Annotated in this window: 10 protein-coding genes; 6 read left to right on the forward strand and 4 right to left on the reverse strand. The window is 51.9% G+C overall.

From position 1 onward, the window contains the following. Positions 1-212: 212 nt before the first annotated feature. The 4 genes from QZN53_RS02335 to QZN53_RS02350 all read right to left on the reverse strand — a co-directional run bounded on the left by QZN53_RS02335 (position 213) and on the right by QZN53_RS02350 (position 6,299). Positions 213-1,514, reverse strand: coding sequence for a histidine-type phosphatase (locus QZN53_RS02335; RefSeq protein WP_163437206.1), 1,302 nt, complete (start codon positions 1,512-1,514; stop codon positions 213-215). Positions 1,515-1,594: 80 nt separating this feature from the next. Next, the gene (gene hisI / locus QZN53_RS02340; RefSeq protein ID WP_163437208.1) at positions 1,595-1,945 is read right to left on the reverse strand and encodes a phosphoribosyl-AMP cyclohydrolase; all 351 of its coding nucleotides are present in this window, start codon (positions 1,943-1,945) and stop codon (positions 1,595-1,597) included. A 2-nt stretch (positions 1,946-1,947) separates the two neighbouring features. Then, the gene (locus tag QZN53_RS02345; protein WP_163437210.1) at positions 1,948-3,228 is read right to left on the reverse strand and encodes a glutamate-5-semialdehyde dehydrogenase; all 1,281 of its coding nucleotides are present in this window, start codon (positions 3,226-3,228) and stop codon (positions 1,948-1,950) included. A 221-nt stretch (positions 3,229-3,449) separates the two neighbouring features. Then, on the reverse strand, positions 3,450-6,299 hold the full coding sequence (locus QZN53_RS02350) for a glycoside hydrolase family 2 protein (RefSeq protein ID WP_163437212.1): 2,850 nt from the start codon (positions 6,297-6,299) through the stop codon (positions 3,450-3,452). Positions 6,300-6,420: 121 nt separating this feature from the next. Here QZN53_RS02350 and rplU point away from each other — a divergent pair, with 121 nt between their 5' ends. The 6 genes from rplU to gdhA all read left to right on the forward strand — a co-directional run bounded on the left by rplU (position 6,421) and on the right by gdhA (position 14,021). Then, complete coding sequence (gene rplU, locus QZN53_RS02355; protein WP_163437213.1) at positions 6,421-6,906, forward strand: 50S ribosomal protein L21; 486 nt, start codon at positions 6,421-6,423, stop codon at positions 6,904-6,906. Between the two features lie 3 nt (positions 6,907-6,909). Then, complete coding sequence (gene rpmA, locus QZN53_RS02360; RefSeq protein WP_163437215.1) at positions 6,910-7,170, forward strand: 50S ribosomal protein L27; 261 nt, start codon at positions 6,910-6,912, stop codon at positions 7,168-7,170. 79 nt (positions 7,171-7,249) lie between these two features. Next, positions 7,250-9,610 carry a hypothetical protein gene (locus tag QZN53_RS02365; protein ID WP_294651260.1) on the forward strand — a complete coding sequence of 787 codons (2,361 nt, stop codon included), beginning with the start codon at positions 7,250-7,252 and terminating at the stop codon, positions 9,608-9,610. Beyond that, positions 9,600-10,385 (forward strand): inositol monophosphatase family protein, encoded by a 786-nt coding sequence (locus QZN53_RS02370; protein ID WP_163437217.1) that lies wholly within the window; start codon positions 9,600-9,602, stop codon positions 10,383-10,385. The genes QZN53_RS02365 and QZN53_RS02370 overlap by 11 nt, the downstream gene beginning before the upstream one ends. Before the next feature lie 103 nt (positions 10,386-10,488). Then, on the forward strand, positions 10,489-12,318 hold the full coding sequence (locus tag QZN53_RS02375; protein WP_163437219.1) for a glycoside hydrolase family 9 protein: 1,830 nt from the start codon (positions 10,489-10,491) through the stop codon (positions 12,316-12,318). A 353-nt stretch (positions 12,319-12,671) separates the two neighbouring features. Next, the gene (gdhA, locus tag QZN53_RS02380) at positions 12,672-14,021 is read left to right on the forward strand and encodes an NADP-specific glutamate dehydrogenase (protein ID WP_072801230.1); all 1,350 of its coding nucleotides are present in this window, start codon (positions 12,672-12,674) and stop codon (positions 14,019-14,021) included. Positions 14,022-14,258 lie beyond the last annotated feature (237 nt).

Consider the following 14,258-nt stretch of genomic DNA (forward strand, 5'->3'; position numbering starts at 1 on the left):
CTTTGTATGTCCTAAAAATAATTTATATTTGCCCCTCAAGGAGGCCGTTATGGCTAAAAACGACGCAAAAGAAAGCGCAAGGCTCAGAACGCTGCGCATTGACGGCTCCCAGAATGGAGCCACCCTGCGGACCAGAATCGTCCGCGACAAGACGAAGTATACTAGAACCCTTAAACACAAGAAATCCCTCGCCGATGCGGGGGATTTCCCTTTTATTTCCTGTAGAACTCTCTTACGTCATCCCAGCGGTAATAAGGCGCTGCGGGGCAGTTCTTTATTGTCGCTGAATCGCATGTCACGGGCAGCTTTTGCTCGATTTCGTTGAGCATCACCTTTATCAAAATGGGGGAGCCTTTCTTTGCTGATTTGTAGAAGACGAATTGCACGTTTGCTGCCATCGGGCTTATTTCGTAATCACGCCATACTTTGTGCAGATTTTCCATGTCGGCGGTTTCGATGCCGGTACTCATCGAACCGTTTTCTAGTTGCAACAATACGGCGAACGGGAAAATGACAGTGTCATGCCCGAAACGGAGTGTGGCCGTGGTTTTTTTGGCGGGCTTTGCGGCAGTCTTGTCGGCCTTTGTCGTGTCGGCGGCAATCGCCTTGTCGGCTTCGTCCAAAACGTTTTTCAGGAGCGGACGTGCGTTTTCAAGACCTTGCTTTTTAGCGAAGGGATTGTTGCCGAGCACGCTATACCACCAGGCATTTTGCGCGTGCCAACGAGCAGTGAGTTCTTCGTCGGTCCACAAATCGTCGAAGTTGAATTCGATTTCGGGGCTGCCTTGCAGGCTGTTTCCGATTTCATAAATCTTGCTTAAAAGATCGCCTCCGTCTACATTCTTCTTGATGTAGTTGGAATCGTTGAAAATCGCGCGCATCATGCGAGTCGGATTCACGTGGCTGTAGAGTTTTTCGTTTTCTTTTTGCCAGGCGGGTGTGTTCGATTCGCCGATGATTTTCCCGAAGTCGAGCGGGCTGATGAAGCTCATCAGGTATTTGCCTGATTCCTGGTGAATCTCGACTTTGGGTTTTTGTGCATGCAGTTCTTCGAGGAATGCGGCCATGCTTACGACGCAGCGTACGCTGGTGCTGGCGTAGGCTTCTACGTAGGCGTCATTCTTGAACACTTCGGGGAAATTCTTGACCATGCGCTTTGCGATTCCCTGGTGCTGGGCCACGCCGAGCTGGGTCAAATCGCCTGCGCGCGGGGCGGCGTATTCGTCTAAGTACTTGGCGCGTTCAAGCAGGCTTTTGCCCAAATCGGTGAGCTTACCTAAAGAATCGGCCTTGGCAAGCGTGCTGTACAGAGCGTGGTAATGGTCGGCAGGCTGGTGAAAACGGCTGCCGTGTCTGCCATAATGACTCAGGTAGAATGGCTTGTAGCCGGCGGGAGCCTTGGTGTACTTGGCGGTTGGAGTGGGGTAGGCGTAGTAATTGCTACCCATCTGGTGACGGTCCTGGGCAAATCCCGAAATCGCCATCGTGAGCAATAGTGCGAGAATTTTTTTCATATCACTAGACCCGTCAAAATGATGTGAAATGTGTAATGTGGAATGAGTAATTACACATCACTCATCTCACATTTCTCATTTTACTTTTCGCATTTTTTAAAGAAGCAGCTGCGGGCGCCCGTGTGGCAAGCCACTTGCGGGCCCTGCATGCGAACCTTAAAGAGCAAAGCGTCGCTGTCGCAGTCGGCTGCCCATTCCACGACGGTCATCACGTTTCCGCTGGTGTCGCCCTTGTGCCAGTATTCCTTGCGGCTACGGCTCCAGAACACCATTTCGCCGCATTCGTGCGTGCGGCGGAGTGCTTCTTCGTTCATCCAGGCCATCATCAGAACGTCGCCCTTGTCGGCATCTTGAACGATTGCCGGCGCAAGTGCTACGCCATCTACAACAACTTCGAACTTTACTTCTTTAATCAAATCTTCGAACTTCATGATTAACCTCTCACCTGGCCGTTGCCGCGGAGAATCCACTTGTAGCTGCAGAGGCTTTCCACGCCCATAGGGCCGCGGGCATGCAACTTGTCGGTAGAAATGCCCACTTCGGCGCCGAGGCCGTATTCGCCACCGTCGGCAAAGCGCGTACTGGCGTTCACCATCACGCTGCTGCTGTCCACGTTCGCGACAAAGTAGTCCTGAACGGATGCGTCTTCAGCAACGACCGCTTCGGTGTGGCGGCTGCTGTTCTTTTCGATATGGTCGCAGGCTTCGGCCACGTTATCGACGAACTTGACGCTTGCCTTGAGGGCAAGGTATTCGTGGTGGTAATTGCTGTCGTCGCCAATATCCTTGATACGGCTATCGTGGCTCTGGGCGTCCTTGTTGCCAAAGAGTTCTACGCCGCGGTCGGCGAGGCAATCGATCAACTTCTTGGTAGTGGCATCATCGATATGGCGGTCAATAATCACGCATTCCATGGCGTTGCACACGCCCGTGCGCTGCGTCTTGGCGTTAATCAAGATGTTAACTGCCTTGTCCATATCGGCAGACTTGTCCACGTACACGTGGCAAATGCCGTTGAAGTGCTTGATCACAGGAATCTTGCTCTGTTCTACGACGGCGCGAATCAGGCGTTCGCCACCGCGGGGAATCACGAGGTCGAGGCAATCGTTGCGCTGCAAAAGCATACCAACCAGATCATGGCTCGTTTCGGTCACGAGCTGCACAGCGTCTTGGTCAATGCCTTCTTCGGCAAGGGCTTCGTGGAAGATTCCGGCGAGGCACTTGGCGGAATTCAGAGATTCCTTACCGCCGCGCAAAATCACAGCATTGCCTGCCTTAAAGCAGAGGCAGGCGCCATCGATCGTTACGTTCGGGCGGCTTTCAAAAATAAAGAACACAGAACCGATAGGCACGGCCACGCGGCTAATCTTGATGCCGTTCTTGAGTTCGCGGCTTTCGAGGACCTTGTTCAGCGGGTCTGCAAAAGAGGCGATTTCTTCGGCGCCCTTGGCCATGGCCTCGATGCGGGCGTCATTCAAAGTCAGACGGTCCATCTTCGAGTCGTCGAGCTTTCCGGCGGCGGCTTCAAGGTCAATCTTGTTTGCGGCAAGGATTTCTGGCTTACGGTCGCGCAAAATTTGGGCAACGCGATTCAGCACGGCGCTACGCTTTTCTCCCGGCAGGGTACGGAGCGTCTTGCTTGCCTTCTGGGCGTTTCTGGCCAAAAGGTCGGAGTATTCTTCCAAGTTGGAATATTTCAAATTGGAGCAAGTCATAAGCCGTTTTTATCCTTTTTTGAGCTTTTATCGTGATTGTTTCAATTGTTTTACATTGTAAAACTTGATTTTCATCACATTGGAGTATAAGTTAATACCGTACAGGTTTGTTTTTACCCGCGACGTGGGTTTATAGTCGCAAGGTATCGGACTTGGGTGTTTAGACTCGGTGCAATCCTTCTCTCTCGGGGAAGCACCGAGTCTTTTTTTGTTCGAATCTTTTACAGCAAATTCACGATCGTCGCAAACAGCTTGTCGGCGAGCACGTTCGTTTCCAGACCTTCGAATACGTTAAACTGGTTGAACATGATCTTGCCGTTACCGAACGGGTAGAGCTGCAGGTCCGAACCGGTCTTGACTTCGCCATCTTTCAAAGTGACGGAGCGAGCAAATACCTTGGCGCCCGGCAGTTCGTTCAGCGAAAGGCTCGGCATCACGGCGGCGGCATTGCTGTCAAGAACAGTGGCTTCGCCGAATACCGGTGCGAGTTCGGAACCCTTGGGCAAGTAGTGCAAGCTGAGTTCGTTTGCACCCGTGCTCCAGTGAGATTCGATATTGCAGTCGAACTGGTGGCTCTGGTTCAGGTAGTCGATGTCTTCTTGCGTGAGGTCGGAAAGCAGGAGCGTCTTGCCACCGTTCTTCACGACATCCACGAGCTTGTCCAGAATTTCGTCGGGCCAAGAGCTCAGGTTTGCGGTAAAGATCACCTGTTCCGGACCAGTGAGAGCGGCGAGTGCGTCGCTGGATTCTTCGCTGTTGTCCAAGAAGCAGACCTTCTTCATGGCGCTCTTCACGTCGGCTTCGGCAATCACAATCAAGTCTTCTTCAGTCGTGTGAATCTTGTTGCCGTCGTTAATGAGCGTCACTTGCAACTTGTAGCTGCCTTCGGCACGCGGGGCCATCATGGTGCAAATGCCCATCTGCGTAAGGCTCGTCTTGCCGGCCGGTTCTTCAGGGGAAATCTTGTCGGTTGCAAGTTCCTTGCCCTTGTCGTCCACCAGCTTGACTTCCACAGACACGTCTTCGTAACGGCTGTTGTTCAGGAGCGTCACCTGGAAGCTGATTTCGCTCTGCGGGGCGACCACGTGTTCCAGTTCGCTGATGAGGGCGCGGCTCGGAGTCGTGATTTCCTTCGAGAAATCTTCGAAACCCTTGCTTACGCGGTTTTCGTCGCACAGACCGTCAAATTCGGTGCCGCAGTCGGCCCACTGGTCCAGGAAGAAACCGGCAATCTGCGGGTTGCTCTGGAGGGCGGTAATCTGGTCAAGCTTACTCTTGATGGCGATGCGGTTGGCGTCGGCCACAAAGCTCTTGTAGTCCTTCCAAATGGACATGTCGCTTTCCACGAAGGTTTCGATTGCCTTGATGGCGTTCTTGATGGCCTTCTGGTTCTTGGAACTGCGCGGTCCCTTGATGTTGGTGGCCGTTTCCGGGAGGAGCGTGTGGTTCTTGAGTGTCACCAGCATCTTGTTGTTGATGTCGCTGACTACATTTTCTTCTTCGTCCTGGAAGTGGCTGTCGCCAAGGCCCGTATCCGGCACGGAAATTTCTTCGGCGTCACGGTCAAAACTGTGGGCCAAGAAGTGCGTGTAGGCGGCGTTGGGCGTCATACGCGGGTTCATGCGGAGCGTGGCGTAGGTCGAAATCTTGTCGACAGACACGGGCAAGAGCTTGCCGGTATCCTTGCGGAAGTTACCTTCGTTGTCGATGTAAATACTGTTCAGGTTGCTAATGACCGGGCGAGTCATGTCGACCGGGCTAATCGCGTTCAAAAGCTTGTTACCGTTCTGCAACAGGAGCGTGCCGTTCTCGGCACCCATGACCCATGCGCCAATGCAGGGGTGGTGATGCTGTTCTGCCACGATGTCGTTGATCAGTTTTTTGACGATTTCAAGACCCTGGGCGGTAGACCTCATGGTGTGGATCGGGAATTCCTGGAACACGATAAGACCGAGCTTGTCGCAAATGTCGAGGGCCTGGGTAGAAAGCGGGGCGCCGCAGCTACGAATGGCGTTGTAGCCGGCAGCCTTCACGGCCTGCAGGTCCTTTTCGAGCTTCGGGTTGTCGAACGTCCAGAGGCCACCTTCGCTCCACTGCTGGTTGTAGGTAATGCCCTGGATCTTCAAAATCTGGTCGTTCAGGTAGTAGTCGCCCTTGAGGCAGTCGAACTTGCGGAAACCGAAGGTGCGCACCACGGGGAACGCGTATTCGGCGCGCTTGATTTCCTTGCCGTCCTTTTCCTTGCCGGCCTTGATTTCCATCTGGAATTCAATGGCGTAAACGTTCGGGTGTTCGGGGCTCCACTGGAACTTGTGGCGTTGCTGTTCCTTGACTTCGAAAACAAAACGCTGGGTCATGTTTTCCTTGTCGAGCTTCAGGTTGTTCACGAACTGCTCGTAAACGTCGCCATCGGGGTTGCGCATGAGCACGCGGAGCCTGGTCTGGAAGCCGCGGGGGTTGTTGAAGCTGATTTCGCAGGCGATACGCTGGGTATCGGCATCGGGTTCGAGCTTCACGTCGGAAATAAAGGCTGCTGTGCCCAAAATCAGGTCCACATGGCCAAAGATACCGCCAAACGGGTACTGGGTCCAGGGGAGGCCGACCGGGAGTTCGCCCGGGTGTACGAAGCGGTCATCGGCGCCGTCGGCGCTTTCGCGGCCAAAGTCAATGCGGCTGTTGAGGGCGCCCATGTTGGCGACACGCACGCAGAGTACGTTTTCTTCGCCGAGCTTCAAAGCCTTCTGGAGTTCAATAATAAAGGGAGTGTAGGCGCCGAAGTGGGTGCCCAGGAGTTTGCCGTTCAGCCAAACGGTGGCATGGCTTGCAATGCGCTCAAAACGCAAGAAAATGCGCTTTGCGACCTGTTTTTCGTCATCGATGGTAAAACGCTTGAAGTAGAAGGCGCAGTCGTGCGACATCAAGAGCTTGTCAAAAGCCCTTTCCCAAATGTGGGGGACTTGCACTTCCTGGGTGTCTTTGGGGTAAGTAGCGTACCAACGATTAGAAATACCGGCATCTTCGGTGTCCCAAATCATCTGCCAGTCGCCATCAAGGCTCAAAATCTTGCTCATTCGAGGTTCCTTTATGAAATTTTGAGGTGAAATTTAGAAAAAGTAACGCCCCGTGTCTTTACAATTTCGCAAATTTTGCTACATTTGGGGTCCCAATAGCAACCAAAAAAGGATTACAAAAATGTATTCTATTGTTGAAACAGGTGGTTTCCAGTATAAAGTTGAGCTGGGCAAGGCTTACAAGGTCCCCACGCTCGATGCCGCTGTTGGTTCCGAACTGGAGCTCAAGTCCGTTCTTCTTTTCGCAGGAAAAGAAGTGCAAATCGGCACCCCTGTCCTGAACGACGCCTCCGTGAAGGTTGAAATTCTTGCCCACGGCAAGTATGACACCGTCATCGTTTACAAGAAGAAGCGCCGTACCCGTTACGAACGTCGTAACGGTCATCGTCAGGGCTATACCGAGGTGCTGGTTACGGAACTTCGCTCCGGCGCAGAATCCGCAAAGGTCGACTCCAAGGTTATCGATCGCAACCGCGCTCGCGTGGCTGCCCTCGCCAAGCAGAAGGTACAGTCTGTGCCTCTGACTCGCAAGGAAAAGATTGCCCAGGGTCTCCCGAAGCCCGCCAAGGTTAAGAAGAACTCTCTGCGTAAGGCTAAGGAGGTATAATCCATGGCTCATAAGAAAGGTCAAGGTTCAGTACGTAACGGCCGCGACAGTAACGCCAAGTACCTTGGTGTTAAGAAGTATGCGGGCGAAGTCGTCAAGGCTGGCAACATCATCGTTCGTCAGCGCGGTTCTCACTTCCACAAGGGCTCCAACGTGGGTATGGGCAGAGACTTCACTCTGTTCTCTCTCGTCGATGGCAAGGTGAAGTTCGAACGCCTCGATGCAAAGCGTCAGAAAGTTTCTGTCTATCCGGAAGAAAACTAATCGGTTTTGAATCGTTTAGAGCCGACGGTACCACAAGTGCCGTCGGTTTTTTTTATTGTATTTTGCTATTTTATGGCCAATGTCTAGGTTTATGACGATTCGCTTTTTGTTAGTTGCCGTCTTGTTTTCGATGGCGGCTGTTTTTTGGGCTTGTTCTGACGACGATAGCTCTGTTGAATTTAGGGTAGAGCGCGAAGTTTCGGATATTTCAACCTTGTTGCAGTGTGCCAAGGGTGCCGATAGCGGTGCTTACTGCTTTATGGTTCGTTTCCGCTATCCGGACGATACGGAGAACCTGGACAGCATTTACTTGTGGGTCGGTAACGACGTGTTGGACGATACTTCGAAGACTGTTGGCGACAAGGAAAAGTCTAAGGCGACGGATCGTTTTGCTTACCCCTCGAAGACCGAAGAACTTTTCGACACGATTGACGTGACTCCGTATATCCAGGATTATGTGGAAGAACGCGAAAGCCTGATGGTGGCGCTCTATTGCGACTACTCGGGTGGACGTCCGGGAACAGTCCAAAGAATTTATCTGTATTTTGGCGACAAGCTTGCTCCGTCCGACATCAATATCTCCGATTCTACATGGACTACCGGAGCTCTTCTGGAATGGACGCGCCCGACAGACCAGACGAATCACTACAAGCCGAATGAACTTTCGGGCCCGATTCTTGGTTACAATATCAGAATCTATAGCGAAAACAAAAACGAGGACTTGCGCAAGCTGAAGATTAAGCTTGAATCTTCGGATGGAATCGATTCAACCGGCGAAACTCTTTATTTACGCCATAAGGGCTATCATTCTAACGTGGATTCCGTGTTCCTGCAGTCAAAAGAACATGGCGACAGCCGCAAGAACGAATTGTTCCTTGCTATTCCGGACGGCAAGGGCTACAACACCGAAAGCCCCGATTCCAATATTTTCCGTTTGACAATCGAGGGCCTTAAGGCGGAATCCGAATACAAAATCGGTTATTCGACATGGGATACTTGTGGCAACTATACGGGCGTAGACCGTTCGGACATGCGTGCGTGGCTTACCATCAATACGACGGATTCTGTCGCTCCTTTGATGCCCACCAAGATCTTTACGATGAAGGATACCTTGTACCCCGAAATGGCAAGGCTCGACAGCAATAACCGCCTGCTCATTTTCTGGAGCCAAAGCGTAGACCCGTACAAGCGCGAACACGACATCAAGGTCGATACGGTTCTCTCGATTCCGGATACATGCCTTGTTGACTTGTGCTATGACAAGGTGAAAATGTACAGGGTTGAATATTGGGACCGCTACACCGAACAGTGGGTGGTTAGCAGCGATGTGGATACCCTGGACCGCTACACCAAGCTTTACAAGCCCTCGGGCGATACCATGAAGGTTTCTGCCACGGGTAAGTTCATTTCGGACACGATTCGTTATGTCGCTCCGGGCGATACACTTGTGCTTCGTATTATCGCCATTGATGAATCCGGCTACTGGTCCGTGCCGTTGATTGACACGATTGCCGTGTCTCCGGGCGCTATTGCAAACGAAATTGAATGCCCCGAAGGCTTTGTCGCAGTCAAGGCGTCAGATACCAATTACTTCTGCATGGAACGTATGGAACACCAGAATGATTCTGGCGAATTCATGACGAACGTTTTGCATTCCGAAGCGCTTGCGACCTGTGAAGCGATTTCGGCGAGCGGCTTCAAGGTGAGCCTGTGTAACGAACGCGACTGGGAACTCGTTTGCCTTTCGGGCGGAACGCTTGCCTATGGCGTGGTTCAAGACGATACTGTAGAAACGGCTGAATTCTTGTTCAAGTACTGCAATGTGGCGACGAACGATTCTGCCTCGGCGGCAAATCCCGCCAAGCGTAGTTCCCGCTGCATGAACCCGATGGGCATTCGCGATTTGCCTGGCCAGTACCAGGAATGGGTGAGGGGTCGCTCCGAAGATACGATTGCCGTGCTCAAGGGCGGTTCTTACCGCGTGATGAGCGGGCTTGAAAGTGGCGAGTTTGGTCGTGAAACGCAGGCCCTTTGTACGAACCGCTACTTCCCGTTCTTTACCCGTTTGGCCTACACGACCGATTCTGTCTTCCTGTACCGCGAAGGTACTAGAGTTGATACCGTTTATACCGCCGACACTTCGAGAACTTTGTACAAGGTGCTGGCCAAGAAAGATTTCAAGGATACCTTGCAATTCTTTGACATTCAGGATTCTAGCGGAAATTCCGTGGGTACGGACTACGTGCCTTATGCAGAATACAAACAGGGCGGCGATGAATGGCTTGAAACCATTTCCAACGGCATGAAGTATGTGCCGGACCATATCGAGGTCGTGTTCTTGACGGGCGAGCGTGTCGCTTACCGCGGAGCATCGAACTACTACAGGTCTACAAGCATCGGATTCCGTTGCTGCGCCTATAAAGAACAAAATGAAGAATAGTGATTTTTTGAAAGTTGCTGAAGCGCTTGCTAAAGAAGCAGGCGCTCTTTGTCTTGAAATCCAACAGAACTTGGGCGATATCAAGTACAAGTCCAAGAAAGATGTGGTGACCCGTGCAGACATTGCGAGTGAAAAACTGATTGTCGAAGGACTCCGCAAGGCGTTCCCCGAGCATTCGATCCGCACGGAAGAAGCCGGAATTATTGAGGGCACTGACCCGCGTTTCCGCTGGATTATCGACCCAGTCGATGGAACCGTGAATTTTAGCCGCGGAATCCCGTTTTGGGGAATTTCGATTGCGCTCCACTTCGAGGGCAAACCCTTGGTCGCGGTCGTGAACTTGCCACGCCTGGGTGAACTTTTTTCCGCGGTAAAGGGCGAAGGCGCCTTCATGAACGGTAAACCGATCCATGTGAGCGACGAATCGGACCCGGTGCATGCGATTGTAAGCAATGGCGACTTTAACGTGGGCGATGTGGCTAAAATCAACGCCCAGAATTCCAAGAATTTCGCCCGTGAGGCCGAAACCTTCGAACGGGTCAAGTGCTTTGGCTCGGCGGTGATTGAAGGCTGCTTTACGGCCTGCGGCCGCCTGGACTGCTTTGTGATGACCATGAGCTATCCGTGGGATATTGCGGCCATCGCCCTGCTTGTCGAAGAAGCCGGCGGCAAGTCAACCCATATCGACGGTAGCCCCATGCAGTTCGTGGACGCCGAACAAGTCGCCTTTAGTAACGGAATTTTACACGAAATTCTCGTAAATACCGTTTCGTAAGTCTGCGGTGCCACGGCACCGTGTAAACATTCTTTTTAGTGAAAAATCTCCAAAATAAACTATATTGCACACCTAGGATTGGTGTGTATTTTTGGAGAAAGTCATGAATTGTAAAAAATACCTTTTTTCGGGTCTTGCCCTTTTTGGCTTGGCTGCGACAACTGCTTTTGCTGCGCTCAGCACAGATGATTACGTAGAAGCAGCTTGGATGACCACCCGCTTTTTCGGAGCACAGCGTTCGGGTGAAGGCCCCAACTGGATTCTGGATGGCACCAATCATACAACCAGTTTTACAAAGGATAGCTACAACGGCAAAAATGTGAGCGGCGGTTGGTTCGACTGCGGTGACCACGTGATGTATGGTCAGTCCCAGGGTTACGCCTCTTACGTGCTCGCTTTGGCTTACGCTGAATTTACCGAAGGTTTCTACGACCTTTATACCGGCGACTATTCCGACTACAAGGCCAGCAAGGACTATTCCATGAAGGGCGGCAAGCCCAATAAGGAACGCGACTTGCTCGAAGAACTTCGCTACGAAGCCGATTTCTGGGTCAAGGCCGCTATTAGCAGTTCTGCTTTTGTGACTGTGAAGGGCGATGGCAACGCCGACCACACCAAGTGGGTGACCGCCGGTATGATGAGTACGCTGGGCTCGGGCGAAGGTGGTGAACCGCGCTCGATTACCGGAAACGCCAATGACGCCTACACTCCGGGTATGGCTGCCGCTATGCTCGCCGTGATGGCCCGTATGGATCCCGAAGAATCGAACCAGAAAAAGTACCTTGAAGCAGCCAAGACGGCGTACAGCTATGCCAAGGGCCACAAGGGTGTTACGACTTCGGGTGGATTCTATGAATCTACCTGGTGGGATGGCCGTACGCAGGATGGCGTGTTCCTTGCCGCCTTGGAACTTTACCGTACGACGAAAGACGAGACCTACAAGAAAGATGCTGAAAAGATTTTCGATGACCTGGAATTCATGAAGGGTACTTATACCAGATTGTCTTACAGCAACGCTGTGCCGCTTTCTGTGGTGCTGGGTGCTGGTGTGCTGGAACTTGAACCGGGTGGACAGTATCGCGATGTGGAACGTTTCTTGGATAAGCTTTACCAGGAAAAGGTTTCCAGCAGCGGTGTGTTCTTGGTCGAAACCAGCGGTAGCGATCATTTCCATGTTCGTTCTCCGGCGGGTGGCGCCTTCCTTTACGCGCTCTATGCCAAGTATTTTGATGATGATACCTACGACGATCAGGTTGAAAAGAATATCGCGTACTTGCTTGGCGACAATAGCAACAAGAAATCTTATGTGGTCGGCTTTACGAAGAATGGTGCTAACGCTCCGAAGTCTCCGCACCATCGTGGCTACTATGGTAACGAAGATCCGGGTCGCGAAGTGGATTCCGGTTTGCAGCCGCCCGAAAAGAACAAACTCCTGGGTGGTATGATTGCCGGTAACTTCAACAGCGGAAGCCATAGCGGTACTGTTTCTAACTGGCAGGAAAACGAAGTCTGCGTCGACATGAATGCCCCGCTGGTGGGTGCACTTGGCTACATCTTGAGCAAGAAGGCTCCGAAGACGGATGAAGAACTTGGTGTCAAGTCCGTCGCCAAGAAAGACACTGTCAAGAAAGATACCGTTAGCAAGGATACTGTCAAGAAGGACACTGTTGTCAAGGATTCCGGCGACGCCATTATCCCGCGTCTTTCTTTGACCAAGAACTTCAACCTGATTTCGAGCGGTTCCATGGTGAGCGTTTCGCAGATGTTGAACATGCCTTTCCGCGTGCAGGTATTTGACCTGACCGGTAAGCTTGTGCAGGAAGTCAAGAGCGAGGGTAAGAACCTTGAATTCAAGATTGAAAGCAAGGGTGTGTTCCGCGTGCGAGTTATCTCTGCTCGAGCAAGCGAGATGTTCACGGTGAAGGCTTATTAATACGGCCCCAAAATCATGAATTTTAATAGAACCCTGCCATTCGGCGGGGTTTTATTTTTATATGAGGTGATGTGGTGACGTATTCGTTTTACGTTTTTCGTATAGTTAAATTGTAAAATTAATTTTATATTCCGGTGAAAAATGGGTGAACTTACAAAAATGTATGTTTTTGCAATGGCACCCTTTAATTTTTAACGAAAAAACGCACTTTTATTTTCTGTCAAAAAAGTAACTTACAAAAATGTAAGAAATTGAAGATTTTTGCCCGTTTTTCACTTTTTTTCAATCGTCTTTGCTATCTTTACACCCGTTGAAAACATTAACAATCAAAACTCTCAACGGAGATATATAAAATGGCAATCAAGAATGCTTACCTTCAGAAAGTCTATGACAAGGTCGTCGCTCGCGATCCGGACCAGGCCCTCTTCCACCAGGCTGTCCGTGAATTCCTCGAATCCCTGGACCCCGTCCTCGAACAGGACAAGTCTTGGGAAACCAACGGCGTGATCGACCGCCTCGTCGAACCGGAACGCGTGATTACCTTCCGCGTACCTTGGCTCGATGACAAGGGTAACGTTCAGGTGAACCGTGGCTACCGCGTGCAGTTCAACTCCGCTATCGGCCCGTACAAGGGCGGTATCCGTCTCCGTAACGAAGTGACTCTTTCTATGCTGAAGTTCCTCGGCTTCGAACAGATCTTCAAGAACAGCTTGACCACGCTCCCCATGGGCGGCGGCAAGGGCGGTTCCGACTTCGATCCTAAGGGCAAGAGCGACAACGAAGTGATGCGTTTCTGCCAGTCCTTCATGACTGAACTCTGCAAGCACGTCGGTGCCGACACGGACGTTCCGGCTGGTGACCAGGGTACTGGCGCTCGCGAAATCGGTTACATGTTCGGTCAGTACAAGCGCATCCGCAACGAATTCGTGGGCGTTCTCACCGGTAAGGGCCTCTCCTACGGTGGTTCTCTCGCTCGTACCGAAGCTACTGGTTACGGCCTCTGCTACTTCACTCGCGAAATGCTCAAGGACCTCGCTAACGACTCCTTCCAGGGCAAGACCGTCGTGATTTCCGGTTCCGGTAACGTTGCTCAGTTCGCTTGCCAGAAGGCTACTCAGCTCGGTGGCAAGGTTGTTACGATGTCCGACTCTAACGGCTACATCTACGACCCGAACGGCATCAACCTCGACATCGTTCTCGACCTCAAGAACGTGAAGCGCGCTCGTATCAGCGAATACGCCAAGCTCGTTCCGGGTTCTGAATACCACGAAGGTTCTAAGGGTGTTTGGACGGTCAAGTGCGATATCGCTCTTCCGTGCGCTACCCAGAACGAACTCGACCTCGAAGGTGCCAAGGCCCTTATCGCTAACGGCGTGAAGGCTGTTGCTGAAGGTGCTAACATGCCGTCTACTCCGGAAGCTATCGAAGCCTTCCAGAAGGCCGGCGTTCTCTTTGGACCTGCCAAGGCTGCTAACGCTGGTGGCGTTGCTACCTCCGGCCTCGAAATGTCTCAGAACTCCGAACGTCTCTCCTGGACCTTCGAAGAAGTGGACAAGAAGCTCGAAGGCATCATGAAGAGCATCTACGCCGCTGCTTCCTCTGCCGCTGTCAAGTACGGCCAGAAGGGCAACCTCGTGATGGGTGCAAACATCGCTGGCTTCCTCAAGGTTGCCGATGCCATGAAGTGGCAGGGCGCTGTCTAATAAGACCGCTCGGCTCTATCGCATTCAATACAATGTGATATCGCCTCGCTCTCGCAAAAGCATGCAAGGCGAATGCAGCAAAATTAAATTAGTTTAATTTTATTGCTGAGCCGAAGCTGCGGACGCCAAAGGCGTCAATCGCGACCGGTTAATACCGGTCGCTTTTTGCTCACGGAAAAATTCTTAAAAAGAATTCACTTCAAAAAGTCCTCCGGTCACAAGCCGGGGGCTTTTTTG

This window comes from uncultured Fibrobacter sp., from assembly GCF_900316465.1.
In the GTDB taxonomy this organism is placed as follows: domain Bacteria; phylum Fibrobacterota; class Fibrobacteria; order Fibrobacterales; family Fibrobacteraceae; genus Fibrobacter.

Excerpts from the sequence above, each read along its gene's own strand:
- QZN53_RS02365 (WP_294651260.1), top strand. The coding sequence starts at position 7,250 with ATGTCTAGGTTTATGACGATTCGCTTTTTGTTAGTTGCCGTCTTGTTT.
- rpmA (WP_163437215.1), top strand. The coding sequence starts at position 6,910 with ATGGCTCATAAGAAAGGTCAAGGTTCAGTACGTAACGGCCGCGACAGT.
- gdhA (WP_072801230.1), top strand. The coding sequence starts at position 12,672 with ATGGCAATCAAGAATGCTTACCTTCAGAAAGTCTATGACAAGGTCGTC.
- QZN53_RS02350 (WP_163437212.1), bottom strand. The coding sequence starts at position 6,299 with ATGAGCAAGATTTTGAGCCTTGATGGCGACTGGCAGATGATTTGGGAC.
- rplU (WP_163437213.1), top strand. The coding sequence starts at position 6,421 with ATGTATTCTATTGTTGAAACAGGTGGTTTCCAGTATAAAGTTGAGCTG.
- QZN53_RS02345 (WP_163437210.1), bottom strand. The coding sequence starts at position 3,228 with ATGACTTGCTCCAATTTGAAATATTCCAACTTGGAAGAATACTCCGAC.
- QZN53_RS02375 (WP_163437219.1), top strand. The coding sequence starts at position 10,489 with ATGAATTGTAAAAAATACCTTTTTTCGGGTCTTGCCCTTTTTGGCTTG.
- QZN53_RS02370 (WP_163437217.1), top strand. The coding sequence starts at position 9,600 with ATGAAGAATAGTGATTTTTTGAAAGTTGCTGAAGCGCTTGCTAAAGAA.
- hisI (WP_163437208.1), bottom strand. The coding sequence starts at position 1,945 with ATGAAGTTCGAAGATTTGATTAAAGAAGTAAAGTTCGAAGTTGTTGTA.
- QZN53_RS02335 (WP_163437206.1), bottom strand. The coding sequence starts at position 1,514 with ATGAAAAAAATTCTCGCACTATTGCTCACGATGGCGATTTCGGGATTT.